Below are 16,214 nucleotides of genomic sequence, written 5' to 3'. Positions count from 1 at the left end.
CAAGCCAAGGGTATAGCCAGACGCGATACGGCAACCGTTCTAGATGGCGTCGTCGTCTGCCGACACTCGCGAAGCCAGCAATGGCGACTGCTCAGCAACTTCCATCAGCCCCTCCCAAGGAAGCGGCGGGGTGAAGAATTTCACAAGGTAGTCGATAAACATCCGGATCTTTGTAGATACGTGATGTGTTGGCGGATAGATCGCGGCTATCGTATAAGGGGGTTGCACGGTGCCAGGGGGCAGCGCCGGGATAAGCGTTCCTTCGCGCAGCTCCTTGGCTACGAGGAACATCGGCATTGATACGATCCCCACCCCCGCACCGCCATATCTCTCATTGCTTCGCCATTGTTCGTGACGATTCGACTACGCATGGTGACCGATACGGGCTTCCCACCGGCCCTTTCGCTTTCGAAATCCCAGATGCGATTGGCGTGAACGTAGGCGTAATCGATGCAGGTGTGCTCGGTGAGTTCGGCGACACTCTTTGGAAGCCCGTGTGCCTTTGCATAGCTCGGACTACAGCAGACGAGCCGCGTACATTCGCAAAGCTTGCGCGCCTTCAGGCGAGAATCTTTCAGATGCCCTATGCGGATGCCAAGATCGTAACCGCCGTGAACGAGGTCAACGAGACGATCCTCATAATCGATGGCCATCTCCAATTCAGAATGGCGCCGCGCAAATTCTGCAATCAACGGACCGAGATACATGATACCAAACGACATTGGTGCCGTGATGCGGAGCTGCCCTTGCAGGGGCCTCTGCCCTTTTGCTGACAGGCTTTCTGCTGTTTCATTGATCTCGTGCAGCAGCGGGACAATGCGCTCGTGGAAAGCCTCGCCATTTTCTGTCGGTCGAACCTGACGGGTCGACCGCCGAAAAAGCTCGACGCCCAAAGCGTGCTCCAGATCACTGATACGCTTGCTGACGACAGACTTAGATAGATTCATGCGCTCGGCGGCGGCCGTGATGCTGCCAGCCTCCATCACGCGAACAAACGCCAGGATATCGTCGAAACGCCATCGCATCGTTCTACCGTATCGAACAATAACTTCGATGGGAAGCCCCGCGGCCTGCTTGCGCGGCCGCATTATTCATGCCAGGTGACACCACCCTCGAGGTGCGGACCATCAATGGCATTCCCCTCTACAATGCGGACGCTCCACATCAAGAGACGCGAGCTGCCAGCCCTTCTCCGCGACGTACATCTTGAGAGTCGCTGCGGTACCGGCGCCGAGCGAGGCGAACAAGAGGTTGAAGGGCGGCGGGCCTGCACCTGTCCTCCCATGTTTTGGGCTAATACATGTCGCCCAAAAGTGCGCAGCGGTTTTGAGCGACACGCATAAAAGCAGTGACCTAAAGCGTGTCGCATGCGTCCGATGAACGCGACGCGCTTTACAGTGCCCGCGCGTCCAATCGGACGCGCCAAGGCCGCTGTAGCACTTTGATTTGCTGCATGATTTATCCTTAAATCGATTCCGATTTAAGGATAAATCATGCAGCGTTTGCGATCGGTACGCTTCAGCCAACCAACAAGCGTGAATGCTTGCCGAGCAGTACGCGCAACAGGAAGATGATCACTAGGCAGCTGAGCAATCCGAGACAGAAGATGATGGCTCCTCCGCCGATCAAGTTCCAGGTCGAATCCGGTGATGCAACAACAGCGGACGCGATCCGAAGACAGATGCGAAAAACGAAGCCGTGCAGCAGATAAAGTCCGAAAGCACTCAATGCGACCAGATCCAAAGTGCGTGCAACCACCAGGGGAAGGTCCTTGCACCGTCGCCAAAGCCAGATCAGGATGAGAGCGCCAAGAGCGAGCTTTTGGACAAAATGTACGCTCTCCCGCAGCGATGTCGGCCCCCATTTGTCTATGCCATGAGTGTATAGGAACCAGAGTAAAGCCGTCGTGATAGCCGCAACAACGCCGAGCAGCGGCAGATATCGGGCGATCGCGCCCAAACGTCCCTCCACGTCCTCACCCATGTACAGGCCGATGACGTAGGTGCCGGTGAAGAAGATGCACGTGGCGATCGTGACGTCGGTTCCTGTCCGAGAGAAAAAGAGCGGCAAGGTAACGGCCGCAATTAGCATCGGGTATCTCGCGGCAGTGGTAAGCAGCCGATGAAGGATCGGACTGAGCGCGTAGAGCAGTACAACCACCGGGATATACCAATAGGTGTTTTGAGCTTCGCCCCAAAGAACGTTGTAGGAAAGAAACTTTGTGAGCGCGATTAAATCGTGGATGCCCTCAACGCCGTTCCATCTGAAGAATAGTAGCGTCGAGAACAGCATAGACATCACGATATATGGCACGACGACTCTTAGGAATCGCTGCTTGTAAAACAGAAAGGTGGGTCTCTTTGAAAGACGCGTTGAATAAATTATTCCGGATATTATCGCCAAATACATCGTCGTGTCATGAAACAGAATGTCGTTCACGATTAAGAAGCGATTCGACGGAGGAACTTGCTCGTCAAAGCCCCGCAGCATGAAGACACGACATGCATGCAGAACGAGAATCTGAAGAATTGCCACTGCACGAAAATAGTGGATGTAGACGAGATGGCCACTCGTCAAGAGCGTAGCATGCAGTTCAACCGCGGAATCACTGGGTTTTGTGATCAGGTCGACCAACGCCTGGCATCCTGAGTGAGTTGCAGCCGAAACTTCACATTCCCACCAAGATTTGTAAATATATCCAACGGTCTAGTAAGGGTGGCGTAAGTTATTAGCCTCGTACGCGGACAATCGTTCGAGGCTACATTCTTTACATGGCAAGGGCATTCTGGATGCTTTTTTGGGTATTGTAGTTTTTTCTACTGGATGCAGAAAAAAACGGCCCATGCCTTTGGCACAGACCGACAACAGAGGTCATCCTATTTACTATAATAGGAGTTTACGGGAGCCGGCTGCTCCGCGCCACGGACTTTAGTCTTATAAGACGGACGCAAGGGTCTTAGAATCTGCCAGCCCCTAACTGAAATGTGGAAGGACTGTAAGCTGGTCCTATTTGGCCAGCGGTCTCGACAAACCTCCGTTACCTGCCTCAGCCTTTCTCAGATCTCGCCTCCACGAAAGCATGGCGAGAAACGGGTGATGGAAGAACAGGTGACGCCTGTCAGAGGCTCATGAAAGCGCCGTAGCAATTCAAAGTGCTACAGCGACTTTGTGCGGCTGAAAAGACGCAGGTAGCCGACGTTGGGCCGAGTCTGTCACTCGGCGCGCTCGCGCTCTTTCTCGACGGCATGGACTAGGGAGTGAACCACCACGGCATAGAACAACAATCCCGAAGCCGATCCGAGCACGCGCCCCCGCATGAGCTGCAGAAGGCCGATCCCTCCCAGAGCCGAGGACAACATAGGGCTCCCCAGGAGGCGGTGCGCTGCGTAAGAATGCCAGAAGAATTCGCTTGCAGGGCCCAATGTTCGCCTTCGCAAGACCTGCAAAAGACCGAACCCGAGAAGCCCCGCGCCAGCCGCCTTGAGAAGACCGGTGTGACCCACGGGTTTCAGCGCGCGCACGACGGCGCGGTTGCTGAGTGTGCCGGGTCGCTCGGCACGAAGCTCGAAGATACGGCGGGCCGCGGCGTCGTCGCGGAGCGCGTCGATATCACTCGAGTGCCATATGGTGATACTACCTGTCTGATGGTTCGTCTTCAGCTCGGCGATAACGCCGTTGTCGGCGAGATCCCGCGCGACGCCCTGGAAGAATGATGCATCGCCACGCTTGGAAGGAACTTTCAGGCGCACGCGCCCGGGTGACTCATGTTCAAGGAAGGCGATCGGCAGCATGTCGTCCATCTCCCCCAAAGGGTGACCAACACGGATGTATCAGGGTATCGTTAGACACCCACGCCTGACCACGGGCAGCGATCCACGCCCGAACGAACATTATAGCAGCTGTTGCCATGCTTGTTGATTCTGTGGTTGTCGGGTGTTGAAAAGTTTTCTACGGCGCCGCTCGTCCAATCGGACGTGCAAAGGTCGCTGTAGGCTGAGCCCCGGCAGCGCGTCGATCAGAGAGGTTATGCCATGGCACCGGATCGCATTCGATCACTTGATACCCCAACCCCGGCTTCAGGCACCCTACCGCCGCCTCGTTCCGAAGATTTCCTGCGGCGGCGCCTCAAGCGCAATCGCACCCTGGCGACATCGCTTCTTGTCACCATGGGCGCCGTCTTTGTCGGAACACATTTCGTTGCCGACCCCGGCTTCGCCACAAGGCTGCTTCGCGCCACGGCCGAGGCGGGAATTGTCGGCGGGCTTGCCGATTGGTTCGCGGTGACGGCGCTTTTTCGGCACCCGTTGGGCATTCCCATTCCGCACACGGCCATTATCCCGAACAGCAAGGAGCGCATCGGGCAGACCCTTGGCCGTTTCATTGAACGTCACTTCCTGACCCAGGAAGTGTTGCTGCGCAAGCTCAAGAGCGCCAACGCGGCGCAGCGTTTTGCGAGATGGCTGTCGACCCCGGAGACTGCACCGGTCATCGCAAACGCCGTCGTCGCAGCGATGCCCTACCTCGTTCGCTCTCTTGATAGTCACGACCTGCGCGAGTTCGTCCGGCGCACGCTCGGCAGGCAGCTCCGGCAAACAGATATCGCGCCCGTCATGGGCCGCGTGATTCACATGGTTACCGCAAGCGGCGAAGCGGATGTCCTGTTCGAACGCGTCCTGGGCGTCGCCGCCCAGTGGCTCGAAGACAACCGCGACCAGATCTACCTTCTGGTTCAGCAACGCAGTCGCTGGTGGATCCCGAAGACCATAAACCGGAAAATTGCCGACGCGATCATCACCGGCTGTGCCGATCTCCTCAACGACCTCAGGGAGCCGGAGAGCGAGGTGCGATTTAAGTTTCGCGAGGCGCTCGCCCATCTGATCAATGAGCTCATCAATTCCCCGGAGCAGCGCAAGCAGATCAACGCGTCCAAAAATCGTATCCTCGAGCATCCGGATGTTCAGGCCTGGGTCGCCGCCGTTTGGCAAGAGACCTCGCGAGTGATGCTCGAAGACCTGTCGCAGCCAACCTCGAAAGCACGCGCGGCCGTTGAGAAGATCTGCATGCTCATCGGCAAGACGCTTGCGACCGACCAGGCCATGCTGAAACATATGGACGCGTTTCTGGAGGAACTCGCCGTATATCTGGTCTCCTGGCGTCACGAGATCGGCAAGTTTGTGACGGAAGTCGTCAGAAGCTGGGACAGTCCGACGCTCGTGGAGCGCCTGGAACTCGTCGTCGGCAGCGATCTCCAGTACATCCGCATGAACGGCACCATCGTCGGCGCCCTCGCCGGCAGCCTTATCTTTCTCACCTCTCAATTGATCGGGTAGCCGCATTCTTCGTGCGGAGCGGCTACTGCATGGCTGCTCAAATCGGATGCGACAGCAACCTTTGCGCGTCCGATCACAATACGCGACGGCAGCTCAATTGGTATTTCGCCTGGAACGAGGGCAGGAGGAGATGCATTGCCGTACCCAACCAACGAGGCAGAAGCTGGCTGCTGTCGTGTACTGTGGCATCCGATTGAACGCGCGGCGCTAAAGGCCATTCCGACTGTAGTCATACTGTCATGCTCGCGGCCTATATGGACCGCAACGCGGACCCCATGTGGGGCTGGAAATTCCGGAACACGATGAGCAGACGAGCAATGCCGAGCAGAAATTATGCCCAGATCATCCATCGCGCACGGGGGCGAGTGCGCATCAGGATCCCGGCACGACGACATCACGCAGCGTACTTCAACGAACTTCGGGCAAATCTCCTAGCCTGCGAAGGCGTTCTCGCCGTCCAGGTCAACCCACTCACCGCAACGGTTCTGATCGAGCATAACGAACCGTGTGACGTGACCGCCCTGAACCACGGGCTCGATCTCGCAAATGCCCGACCTGAACCCGTCTGCGAGCGCCAGACGCTGCCGCCTGTCGCGCGGATCGATGCACACATTCGCACGCTGTCAGGGGGCGAAATGGATCTCGGCGCGCTGATCGTAAAGGTCGCGCTGGCGTTGATCTCGCGCCAGCCGGGAGGTCTGATGGTCGAACTGGGTGTCAAGGCAGCAACCCGCTCTGCGCTCTGGCTCGCGGGCCCCGCAGCCACGCCTGTCGCACCGGCCGGCCTGGAAATTGCGGAGCAACGCCTTCCCGCCGCGGCGTAGTTGTTTCGATCCACCCCATCAATAACGCCGTCTTGAAGGGAACCCGCGAAAATGCCGCGCGCCTACAGGGCCGCGCGTCCAATCGGACGCGCTAAGGTCGCTGTAACAATTTGAATGGCTGCATGATCCTTAAATCGATTCCGATTTAAGGATCATGCAGTAGCCGGTCGCGGTGCCGCAACCCCCTGCCCTCATTCGTGTTCTCGTCACAGGAAAGAGGGCGAAAAGCATCCCCAAACCAATTGAGCTGCTGTCATGTGATGTGGCGTCTGGTTACTTCGCACCATGCGGACGTAGCCATGACACGTTGGCCGGCGCCTCCAACAGCCTGGGGCGGGACTCATTGGCAGGCGCCATTGGCGCTCGCGTGAAGGTGAGCGGCGCGCTCGCATGGCTCGTGCTGGCGCTGAGAGCCGACTTGCGCACCTCGGCGATTGCAAACGGAAGCGTTCCGCCGGCGAGCATGATGCCTGCATCAAGGATGCCGAGCGGTGCGAGGCCGAGCAGTCTGCGGATGCCGGGCACGAACAAGGCAGCCGACTGCGCCGCCACCGAACCGGCCAGAATGCCCGTGAGTGCCGGGTTGGCGGGGCTGGATCCGCGATCGAAAACACTACGCGTGGACGAGCGGCAGGTGATCGCATGGAGCAGTTGGGCCGTCACCAGAGCGCCGAAGGTCATGGTCCGCACGATCGGCGAAGCAGTCCCATAGCGCATCGCGCCGTAGAGGCCTGCCGCCATGGCGCCTGAGCCGAGCAGCGCCGCCTCGCTGGTGAGCGAGGCGAGATTCTGGACTCCAGGCAGGGCTTTGTCCGCGACCATGGGCCCGTCCTGCATGCCGGCGGCTTCCGGCGGCTCCATCGCGAGACCGAGTCCCGGCAGCACGTCGGAGATGAGATTGATCCACAGGAGTTGCATCGGCGAGAGGACCTCGCCAAGGCCCACGGCCATGCCACACAGCATGACGAGGACCTCGCTGAAATTCGTGCTGAAGAGATAGTGTATCGCCTTGCGGATATTCGTGAAGGTGGTGCGGCCTCTCTCGATTGCCGGAATGAGGCCGCCCAGATCATCCGTGGCGAGATAGACGTCCGCCGTCTCGCGTGCCGCTGCGTACGGGTCCCGACCCAAAGCGATACCGACATCGGCTGCGCGCAGCGCCGGACTGTCGTTGATACCGTCGCCGATCATCGCCACCGTGGCTCCCGATTGCTGCAGGGCACGAATGATCTTGAGCTTCTGTGCGGGGCCGACGCGCGAGAAGGCCTGCGCCCGGCGCGCCGCAACCGCCAATTCGGCCTCCGTCATGCGGTCAACGTCGACGGCGTCGACAATGTCAATGTCTCCCGTCCCGTTCAGGCCGACCTTATGGGCGACGGCTCGGGCCGTCGCCCGCTGATCGCCGGTCAGAATGATCGTCTGGAGTCCGGCCCGATGAAGCTCCGCCATCAGCGATTTCAAACCCGGGCGGACGGGATCGGCCAGGCCGGCGAGGCCAACCCATGTCAGTTCCGCAACCGCCGGTTCGTCTTGCGTTTCGTCGCCAACATCGCGATAGGCAAAACCGAGAACCCGCAGCGCGCGATCCGCCAGTTCGGCGTTGATTCCCTCGATCCGGTCGCGGCGCTCCGGCGTCAGAGGCCTGCGCCCACCGCCGGCCAGTCCCTCCCACCGGCAGCGATCGAGAACTTCGAGAGGGCTTCCTTTCACGGCGAGAAGCAGGCGACCGTTGTTGGCATGCGCGCTCGCCATAAAACGGTAGGTTTCGGTGCGTTGCTGCAGAGACACCTTCGGGAACCCTCGACGCAATGCGGCAACGTCAATTTCACTGTCGATCGCTGCCTGGACGAGCGCCTTCTCGGTAGCCGAACCGTTGAGGATACTGTCGCCTTCGTCTGCCTCGACCTCCGCCTCGCTGCAGAGACAGCCGATCGTGAGCAGCCTTCTCAAGCAGTCGTTTCCGTTTGGGTGCGCCACGGCATCATCATGGCCGTCGAGCCGACTGCCCTCTCCAGCCTGGTAAATCTGGTCTCCGCAGACGGCGACTTCCACGGACATGCGGCCGAAGGTCAGGGTGCCGGTCTTGTCGAAGCAGGCGACCTGCACGGCTGCCATCGGCTCCACAGCTTCGAGCCGGCGCACGAGAATATTGCGTCGTCGCAGGTCCTCGACACCGAGCGCGAGTGTCGTAACAGCGAGCACGGGCAGACCCTCTGGAACCGCGGCCACGACAAGGGACAAGGCCGATCGGGCGGCTTGGTAGAGCGCGATCCCGCGCAACCAGCCGATGCCGACAATGAGTCCGCCCGCATAGAGCGTCAGCCATCCGAGTTGTCGCCCCAGTTCGCCCATTTGCCGCTGCATGGGTGTTTGCGGCGCCAAGGTTGCGCCGACGAGCTGTTGAACTCTTCCGATCTCGGTCCGCGCGCCCGTCGCCACAACAATGGCTGTGCCGCTCCCGCCCGTCACCACCGTGCCGCGGTAGACCATACTGGTCCGCTCCGCGAGCGGAAGCGTCACGGCTACGGGCGCATCGGATTTGCGGACCGGCATGCTCTCGCCGGTCAATCCCGCCTCGCTGACGGTCAGTCCGCGCACGGCGGACAGGCGCGCGTCGGCCGGCACCACCATGCCGCGCTCCAGCATCAGAACATCGCCCGGGACAAGCGTCTCCGCCGCCACCTCGTGCGGATCGCCATCGCGAATTACTCTCGCGGCCTGCGGCGCCGGCAGGTTCAGGCTCTGGATGATCCGCTCGGTTCCGGTCTCGGTCCTGTAGCCAATGGCGGCGTTCACCCCCATCACCGCCAAAATCGCCCCGACCTCGAGCAAGGCTCCGGTGACGAGGGAGACGACCGCCGCACCGGCCAGCAGCGCGACGGGTACGCTATCGAACTGGGCGAGAAAGATGCCGAGGTTGGAGCGCGTTGGAAGCGCTGGTAGAGCGTTGCTTCCCGCAGCCACCAGGCGCTCCCGCGCCTCGTCTTCGGATAATCCACGTGTGCGGGACGTCGCTAGGTCGGTCGCTACCGCTTCCGTGTCCAGATGGTGCCAGCCCTTTTTGTCACGGGAATCGTCGTCGGACGGCCCGATGCCGCTTTGCAGGAGCTCGATGATCCGCCCGATGATCGCCTCGAGTGGCGTGGCTGGATCGTAATGAACGAGCAGATTGCCGGTGAGCGGACTCGCCGCGGCACCGGAAACGCCGCCAATCGCAGGGAGAGTACGCTCGAGAAATCTCTGAACCTGGTTGCTTTCCACGAGCGCATCGATATGAAGACGCGCTCTCCCGGGTGCCGCGGCGTGCACCAGCCGGATGGAGACAGGCGTTGGCGCAACGGCATCGGCAACGGCCACACCTTGCGGCTGATCCTGAAGGTCGCCTTGGCGACCGTGTGCGCCGCCGCTGCTCGACCCGGGCCTTTCGCGCCTGCGTGGCCCACCTGTTGCCATTTGGGGCATACGACCGTCCCTCGCCGGCAGCTTCTCTAGCACCGCGCGTCTTATCGGATGGGCGCTGTAGCAAGTTGAATTGCTGCATGTCGGTGAACCGGCTACGATTCAAGAAACATGCGGCAGGCTGCCGGCGATGTGGTGATTACGTGTCTGTCTCTGCTTTTCGCCGTTACGATGTTGATTTCGCCGCCGGACGTTTAGCGGGCTCCGTCCCACCGTTGGGACTCCCCATTTCGGCACGCGCTTCAGCCACGAGATCTTCGTAGCCTTCGCCGAGTTCAGCCGCAGCAATCCGGCCCTGATCATAGGCAACCAGGCCGGCCTTGATGACGGCCTTGATCATCGGTCTTGCTATGGGAACAACGATCGGCGCGAGCATCAGTGCGCCAACGCCGACGGCAACGCTGGTGAGGACGTTACCTTTCAATGCGTCTTCGAGTAAAGCCATGTCAGGTCTCCCTTTCCGCCCCCTCTAACGCTTCGATGGTAATCGCTGACGAGACAAGCCTCCCTATCGGCAAATCTGCCGAGCCAGCATCAGCCCAAATGATCTTCCCCCCTTCGGAGCAGGACATTCTCCGCGGCAGCCCCCCAAACGCATGCGCCGGCTGCCTGTCATCAAAGTATCACAATTGTTATTGTCATAATAAAGGAAAACCCACCGTACCGCTGTCAATTTCCTGGCTTTTTCCCAGAGCGGGCCCCCTTCGGCTCGCATGCGGGCGAGTCCTCCGAGACCCTCCCTCCGACTGCCGAGTAACTTTCGGAAGGTGAGCGCGACGATGCTCGCCTTCTGGATTGGGGCCTCGCTGCTCCGCCTTCTGCCGGCTGGGCTGGCGTGCTCTGGACCGCGGCCACAGTTGCGAAGGCTACGGTTGCGCCTGCCTTCGAGTAGGAGGCTGCGCTAGTGACTTTATCGTCAGGACACTCCGGTTCGCAGGAACCATTGCCTGCGTGTACGGTTAGGCCCGCATTGACCGCAGAGTTGAGGCAATGAACGAAAACTGGGGAGAAGCCGTCATCGTCCAATTGGGCGAGCGAGTCGAGATCGTCTGGACGCCAGCTCATGCGGTTCGCCTGCTCAATGAGCATTGGACCATCGAACAGGGAGCCGCTTACCTGACCGCGCTCAATCAGTGCACCGATGCAATGTTCGGCATCTATCCGTGGGAGCAGGCCCGCGCATCCTTCATTGCCGCTGTCGAGGAGGCCAAAATCAAGAAGCTGCGCTGACATCATTCGTTCGCCTCGCTTACCCCCCCAAAGCCCCGCAATTTTATGTTGTGGCAAATGAAAAATCTGATTTACTGCCACTTCGCTGCTTGGCTTTTGAGGGGGATATGGCCGATGGAGTGGACGCGCAGGGATATTGTGCTTGGTGGGTTGGCGTCACTTGGGACCGTAACGATCCAGAAACCCACACTCGCAGCGGCGTCTTCCTATTTTTCCGGCACCGCCGTCGACAATGGTGTGACGTACCGAAGCACCAACTTTGCCAAGATCGACAAGAAGTGGCGCCGCCAGGTTGTCAAATATTTCAGCAGTGAGCCGATCGGCACAGTCGTTGTCGATACCAGGCACCATTTTCTCTACCTGATCATGGAGAACAAGACCGCCATCCGCTACGGCGTCGGTGTCGGCCGCGAGGGCTTCAAATGGTATGGCCGCGCCACGATCGATCGGAAGTCGCTCTGGCCACGCTGGACGCCGCCGCCAGAGATGCGTGAGCGCCACCCCGAACTGCCTGAATCGGTCGAGGGAGGCTCGCCGAAGAATCCGCTTGGCCCGCGCGCCATGTACCTGCTTCGCGATGGTGTAGATACCGGCTATCGCTTGCATGGGACGCTGGAGCCGGGCAGCATCGGCAGGGATGCCTCCAGCGGTTGCATCCGCATGTTCAACGAAGATGCAATCGATCTTTATCAGCGCTGCCCCATCGGCACCGCGGTGCAAGTGCTGCCGCACATTGCCGACCAGGCCGAAAGTGCCGCTGAGGTCAGCCAGGCAACTGCGGTCGAATGAGGCCCGGTCGAATGAGGAATATCACGCTGATGTCTGCTTTGACCGGATGCACGAGGCTGCTCGCCGCCGCGGCCATGCTTCTGACGCTCGCCGCCTGCAACACCACCACTGAAATCGCCGCGTTGGAAGAGCCGACCGCGGCGCCGATCACCGGACAGACCAACGATCCGGCGCCCGGTTTCGAAAATGTCGTGGCCGGCAGCGAAGAGGACTTCATCCTGAATGTCGGCCGGCGGACCTACTTCACGAAGGACTCGTCCGCGCTCGATTCCGTCGCCATGGCGACGTTGGACAAGCAAGCCATCTGGCTCAACAGCAACCCGCGTTGGCTGGTCAAGCTGCAGGGATTTGCCGACGATTCCGGGTCCGCGTCAAACATGGAAACGCTGTCGCAGAAACGCGCCGACGCGGTGATGGCCTATCTCGTCTCGAAGGGCGTAGATGCCAACCGCCTGTGGGCCAAGGGTTACGGCAACGACCGCGAGGTTCGTGACTGCACGGACCGCTCCTGCCAGGTTCAGAATCGGCGCGTCGTCTCCAACCTGCGCACCGAGCGCGACGCGCTCTGATCGCGGGATGCTTTGCGGCTATCTTGCTTGACAGCGCCGGCTGAAGAGCGGAAAACACCCCGCATGGGGTTGCGATCACCCCACGAGGCGACAGCCGAAGCATCGCGTCCGATCAACCGCTAGACGGAGGACGCGCCATGCCGTCACTTCTCGAAATTTCATCCGAAAAGCTTGCCCGCCTTATCGGCACCCCGAAATGCCCGGCTCTTATCGATGTGCGCACCGACGAGGATTTCGCAGCCGATCCGCGGCTGGTCCCCGGCTCGGTCCGGCGCGATTACCGCGAATTGCAGCTCTGGATCGATGACCTCTACGGTCAGTCGGTGATTGTCATCTGCCATCGCGGCAAGAAGCTCAGTCACGGCATTGCCGCCTGGCTCCGCCACGCCGGCATTAAAGCCGATGTGCTCGAGGGCGGCTTCGAAGCCTGGGCCGGGTCCGGATACCCGGCGGTTCCCGCCTCCGTCTTGCCCAAGCGCGATGAACAGGGGCGCACCGTCTGGGTGACACGATCGCGGCCGAAGATCGACCGGATTGCCTGCCCTTGGCTCATCCGACGCTTCATCGATCCCAACGCGGTGTTCCTGTTCGTTGCCCCATCGGAAGTCGAGGCGGTCGCGGATCGCTTCCAGGCGACGCCGTTCGACATCGACGCCCCGATCCGCTTGAGCCATCGCGGCGAACTCTGTACGTTCGATGTGATGGTTGAGGAGTTCGGGCTTGCGACGGATCCCCTGCTCCACCTTGCAACGATTGTGCGCGGCGCCGACACGGCGCGCCTGGACCTCTCACCGCAAGCTCCCGGCCTTCTTGCCGCATCGCTCGGCCTGTCGCGTATGTACGCGGACGACAATGAACAACTTGAGGCAGGCCTGCTTCTTTACGACGCGTTTTACCGCTGGTGCCGCGACGCCACCGACGAAACGCACAACTGGCCGAAAAAGGGAGCGTGATGTTGACCGGGATTCTGCGAAACACCAGCCCCGCATCTGAGCACCAGTTGAGCCACGGTATTTCCTTCTCCGAGGCGCTCCGCGTCTGGGCGCGCGTGGCTGCCTTGAGCTTCGGCGGCCCCGCCGGGCAGATTGCGATAATGCATCGCATCATCGTCGAGGAGAAGTGCTGGATCGGCGAAACGCGGTTCCTGCACGCGCTCAATTACTGCACGCTGCTGCCGGGGCCGGAGGCGCAGCAGCTTGCGATCTATATCGGCTGGCTCCTGCACAAGACCAAGGGCGGGCTGGTCGCCGGGACCCTTTTCGTGCTTCCCGGCGCCGTCGCCATCATGGCGTTAAGCTGGATCTACGCCATCTTCGGAAATGTCGGAGCCGTCCAGGCGCTGTTCTTCGGATTGAAGGCCGCGGTTCTGGCAATCGTGCTCGAGGCGGTCATTCGCATCGGCCGGCGGGCGCTCAAGAACAACGTCATGCTGGCGCTCGCCGCCGGGGCATTCATCGCGCTTTTCCTGTTCCGTGCCCCCTTCCCCATGGTCGTGCTGGCCGCGGGCGTCATCGGCTATTTTGGCGGCCGGGCCGGCTGGGCGGCGTTTCTTGCGAGCAATGGCCACGGCAAGGTCGGCGGCAGACAGGTCGCCGACGTCGACAGCGCACTTGGCGAAGAGATTCCGCCCCACGCCCGCCCACCGATGAGCTGGCCGCTCAAGGTCGCCGCGGTCGGACTGCTGCTCTGGGGCGGGCCCGTTTTCGCCCTGTTGGTATTTCTGGGACAGGGCAACGTCTTCACGGACATCTCGATCTTCTTTTCCAAGATGGCCATGGTCACCTTCGGCGGCGCCTACGCCGTTCTCTCCTACGTCGCCCAGCAGGCGGTCGAGCACTATCATTGGCTGAAGCCCGGCGAGATGCTTGACGGTCTCGGCATGGCGGAGACAACGCCCGGCCCGCTGATCATGGTGACGCAGTTCGTTGGGTTCATGGGCGCTTACCGGGAGCCGGGTTCCCTCAATCCTTTGCTTGCCGGCACGTTGGGTGGACTGCTGACGACCTGGGTGACCTTCGTGCCCTGCTTTCTCTGGATTTTCCTTGGCGCACCCTTCATGGAGACGATGCGCAGCAACAAGGCTCTGTCGGCCGCACTGGCCGCGATCACGGCCGCGGTCGTCGGCGTCATCCTCAACCTGGCGGTCTGGTTCGCCTTGCACGTGCTGTTTCGCGAACTCTATGAAGCGCATTGGCTCGGCATGACGATCGACGTTCCGGTCCTGAGTTCCGTCAACGTGGCATCGCTGATCCTGACGCTCGCGGCGATGGTCGCAGTGTTCCGCTTCAACATAGGCATGCTGACGGTCTTGGCCGGCTCTTCCCTCACCGGCCTCTTCTGTGGATTGCTGATGGGGTGGGTTTAGAGCGGAGCTACTCCGGTGCAAGGCATTCATCCGGCCACATATCTTTTCGCAGCGCGGGCTCTGCGCGACTTTGGCGACGGTTTCGTCGCCATCCTGTTGCCAGTCTACCTGCTCGCCCTCGGCTTTTCGTCGCTGCAAGTCGGCGTCATCGCGACAGCATCGCTCTTTGGCTCTGCCCTCCTGACGATCGCCATCGGGTTTCTCGGCGCCCGCCATGATCTGCGCGGTCTGCTTTTGGCAGCCGCCAGCCTGATGGTCGCCAGCGGTGTGGCCATGTCCATGATCAACGATTATGCGCTGCTGCTCGTGGTCGCATTTGCCGGCACGATCAATCCCTCCGCCGGCAGTGTGAGCGTCTTCGTGCCGCTGGAGCATGCGGTGCTCACCCGCGAAGTAGCGAGTGTCGAGCGCACGAGGATGTTCGCTCGCTACAGCCTCGTCGGCGCGCTCGCAAGCGCAGTCGGCGCACTCGCCGCGGCACTGCCCGACCTGATGACGCGCCTGGCGCTGGGGCATCTGGCAGCCATCAAGCTGATGTTCGTTCTCTACGCGGTCGTGGGCATCCTTGGCGGCCTTCTTTATGCACGGATACCGTCTCGCCCCGCGAGCCGCGAATCCGACAAAACCACGGCACTCGGCCCCTCGCGTGCCATCGTCCTGAAGCTTGCAGCCCTGTTCAGCCTCGATGCATTCGCCGGCGGATTCGTGGTCCAGTCGCTGCTCGCCCTCTGGCTGTTCGAGCGGTTCAACCTCTCGCTCTTTGAAGCCGGTGTGTTTTTCTTCTGGACGGGCGTGCTGTCGGCGTTCTCGTTTCCCGTCGCCGCGTGGTTATCGAAGCGGGTCGGGCTCATCAACACCATGGTGTTTACGCACATTCCCTCCAGCATCGCCCTGGCGCTTGCGGCATTCGCGCCGAGCCTCCCATTGGTGCTTGTCCTGCTGCTCATCCGAGCGGCACTGTCGCAGATGGACGTGCCGACACGCTCGTCCTATGTGATGGCAGTCGTAACAGAGGCGGAACGCGCTGCTGCCGCAAGCTTCACCTCGGTGCCGCGCAGTCTTGCCGCAGCCGCCAGCCCAGCGCTTGCGGGCGCTCTCTTTGCTGCGTCCTATCGCGCCTCGCCGCTCCTCATCTGCGCCGGACTGAAGATCACCTACGACCTCCTGTTGCTGCTGCAATTCCGGCACCTCAAGCCGCCCGAGGAATGCTGAACGCGGACCTCACTTTAGTTTAAGGGTGGCAGCGTCATTGACTTGCCATATGCATCCATTATTCTGGATATATGGATGAAAACCAAGCGATCACTGCCCTAGCCGCCCTTGCGCAGCCGACGCGCCTGAGGACGTTTCGCCTGCTGGTCGAACGCGAACCCGAAGGGGTGCCGGCGGGTGAGCTGGCCAGACTGGCCGACGTGCCGCAAAACACCATGTCGGCGCATCTCGCGACGCTTTCGCAGGCGGGGTTGGTTCGCGGTGAGCGGCAAAGCCGCTCGATCATCTACCGCGTCGATCTCGATCGGTTCCGGTCCGTGATGCTCTACCTCCTGCAGGATTGCTGCGGCGGCAACGCCAATCTCTGCGCGCCGTTGATTACCGATCTGACCCCATGCTGCACTCCCAAGGAGGAGGCGCAAACACGATGAGACAA

The 16,214-nt window shown here is 60.9% G+C and carries 13 protein-coding genes and 1 pseudogene; 9 read left to right on the top strand and 5 right to left on the bottom strand.

The window, feature by feature from the left end; all coding sequences use genetic code 11:
* Positions 1–39: 39 nt before the first annotated feature.
* The 3 genes and pseudogenes from GHK62_RS30895 to GHK62_RS30885 all read right to left on the bottom strand — a co-directional run bounded on the left by GHK62_RS30895 (position 40) and on the right by GHK62_RS30885 (position 3,791).
* Positions 40–983, bottom strand: a pseudogene (locus tag GHK62_RS30895) (LysR family transcriptional regulator).
* A 535-nt stretch (positions 984–1,518) separates the two neighbouring features.
* The gene (locus tag GHK62_RS30890) at positions 1,519–2,634 is read right to left on the bottom strand and encodes an acyltransferase family protein (protein ID WP_153442802.1); all 1,116 of its coding nucleotides are present in this window, start codon (positions 2,632–2,634) and stop codon (positions 1,519–1,521) included.
* Positions 2,635–3,212: 578 nt separating this feature from the next.
* Complete coding sequence (locus GHK62_RS30885) at positions 3,213–3,791, bottom strand: hypothetical protein (protein ID WP_153442800.1); 579 nt, start codon at positions 3,789–3,791, stop codon at positions 3,213–3,215.
* 240 nt (positions 3,792–4,031) lie between these two features.
* Here GHK62_RS30885 and GHK62_RS30880 point away from each other — a divergent pair, with 240 nt between their 5' ends.
* Together GHK62_RS30880 and GHK62_RS30875 are read left to right on the top strand one after the other, a co-directional pair.
* Complete coding sequence (locus GHK62_RS30880; RefSeq protein WP_153442797.1) at positions 4,032–5,330, top strand: DUF445 domain-containing protein; 1,299 nt, start codon at positions 4,032–4,034, stop codon at positions 5,328–5,330.
* Between the two features lie 317 nt (positions 5,331–5,647).
* Positions 5,648–6,154, top strand: a complete 507-nt coding sequence (locus GHK62_RS30875) for a hypothetical protein (protein ID WP_153442794.1) — start codon at positions 5,648–5,650, stop codon at positions 6,152–6,154.
* Positions 6,155–6,427: 273 nt separating this feature from the next.
* Here GHK62_RS30875 and GHK62_RS30870 read toward each other — a convergent pair whose 3' ends face one another.
* Entirely contained in the window at positions 6,428–9,616 is a 3,189-nt protein-coding gene (locus GHK62_RS30870; RefSeq protein WP_153442791.1) for a cation-translocating P-type ATPase, read from the bottom strand.
* A 163-nt stretch (positions 9,617–9,779) separates the two neighbouring features.
* On the bottom strand, positions 9,780–10,058 hold the full coding sequence (locus GHK62_RS30865; RefSeq protein WP_153442789.1) for a DUF5132 domain-containing protein: 279 nt from the start codon (positions 10,056–10,058) through the stop codon (positions 9,780–9,782).
* A 545-nt stretch (positions 10,059–10,603) separates the two neighbouring features.
* Here GHK62_RS30865 and GHK62_RS30860 point away from each other — a divergent pair.
* The 7 genes from GHK62_RS30860 to GHK62_RS30830 all read left to right on the top strand — a co-directional run bounded on the left by GHK62_RS30860 (position 10,604) and on the right by GHK62_RS30830 (position 16,209).
* Complete coding sequence (locus GHK62_RS30860; protein WP_153442787.1) at positions 10,604–10,843, top strand: DUF982 domain-containing protein; 240 nt, start codon at positions 10,604–10,606, stop codon at positions 10,841–10,843.
* Between the two features lie 114 nt (positions 10,844–10,957).
* Positions 10,958–11,632, top strand: coding sequence for a L,D-transpeptidase (locus GHK62_RS30855; protein WP_153442785.1), 675 nt, complete (start codon positions 10,958–10,960; stop codon positions 11,630–11,632).
* 11 nt (positions 11,633–11,643) lie between these two features.
* Complete coding sequence (locus GHK62_RS30850) at positions 11,644–12,201, top strand: OmpA family protein (protein ID WP_167528411.1); 558 nt, start codon at positions 11,644–11,646, stop codon at positions 12,199–12,201.
* A gap of 137 nt (positions 12,202–12,338) precedes the next feature.
* Positions 12,339–13,154, top strand: a complete 816-nt coding sequence (locus GHK62_RS30845; RefSeq protein ID WP_153442781.1) for a chromate resistance protein ChrB domain-containing protein — start codon at positions 12,339–12,341, stop codon at positions 13,152–13,154.
* A complete protein-coding gene (chrA, locus tag GHK62_RS30840; protein ID WP_153442779.1) occupies positions 13,154–14,566 on the top strand; it encodes a chromate efflux transporter in 1,413 nt (470 codons plus the stop codon). Before GHK62_RS30845 ends, chrA begins: the two co-directional genes overlap by 1 nt.
* A gap of 15 nt (positions 14,567–14,581) precedes the next feature.
* A complete protein-coding gene (locus tag GHK62_RS30835) occupies positions 14,582–15,778 on the top strand; it encodes an MFS transporter (RefSeq protein WP_184109008.1) in 1,197 nt (398 codons plus the stop codon).
* A 71-nt stretch (positions 15,779–15,849) separates the two neighbouring features.
* Entirely contained in the window at positions 15,850–16,209 is a 360-nt protein-coding gene (locus GHK62_RS30830) for an ArsR/SmtB family transcription factor (protein ID WP_153442777.1), read from the top strand.
* The last annotated feature ends 5 nt before the right edge of the window (positions 16,210–16,214 follow it).

This window comes from Sinorhizobium terangae, from assembly GCF_009601505.1.
In the GTDB taxonomy this organism is placed as follows: domain Bacteria; phylum Pseudomonadota; class Alphaproteobacteria; order Rhizobiales; family Rhizobiaceae; genus Sinorhizobium; species Sinorhizobium terangae.
Note: the sequence above shows the minus strand (reverse complement) of the source record. Positions and strands in the feature narration are given on the sequence as shown.

Excerpts from the sequence above, each read along its gene's own strand:
- GHK62_RS30860 (WP_153442787.1), top strand. The coding sequence starts at position 10,604 with ATGAACGAAAACTGGGGAGAAGCCGTCATCGTCCAATTGGGCGAGCGA.
- GHK62_RS30885 (WP_153442800.1), bottom strand. The coding sequence starts at position 3,791 with ATGCTGCCGATCGCCTTCCTTGAACATGAGTCACCCGGGCGCGTGCGC.
- GHK62_RS30830 (WP_153442777.1), top strand. The coding sequence starts at position 15,850 with ATGGATGAAAACCAAGCGATCACTGCCCTAGCCGCCCTTGCGCAGCCG.
- GHK62_RS30855 (WP_153442785.1), top strand. The coding sequence starts at position 10,958 with ATGGAGTGGACGCGCAGGGATATTGTGCTTGGTGGGTTGGCGTCACTT.
- GHK62_RS30875 (WP_153442794.1), top strand. The coding sequence starts at position 5,648 with ATGCCGAGCAGAAATTATGCCCAGATCATCCATCGCGCACGGGGGCGA.
- GHK62_RS30880 (WP_153442797.1), top strand. The coding sequence starts at position 4,032 with ATGGCACCGGATCGCATTCGATCACTTGATACCCCAACCCCGGCTTCA.
- GHK62_RS30870 (WP_153442791.1), bottom strand. The coding sequence starts at position 9,616 with ATGCCCCAAATGGCAACAGGTGGGCCACGCAGGCGCGAAAGGCCCGGG.
- chrA (WP_153442779.1), top strand. The coding sequence starts at position 13,154 with ATGTTGACCGGGATTCTGCGAAACACCAGCCCCGCATCTGAGCACCAG.
- GHK62_RS30865 (WP_153442789.1), bottom strand. The coding sequence starts at position 10,058 with ATGGCTTTACTCGAAGACGCATTGAAAGGTAACGTCCTCACCAGCGTT.
- GHK62_RS30845 (WP_153442781.1), top strand. The coding sequence starts at position 12,339 with ATGCCGTCACTTCTCGAAATTTCATCCGAAAAGCTTGCCCGCCTTATC.
- GHK62_RS30850 (WP_167528411.1), top strand. The coding sequence starts at position 11,644 with ATGAGGAATATCACGCTGATGTCTGCTTTGACCGGATGCACGAGGCTG.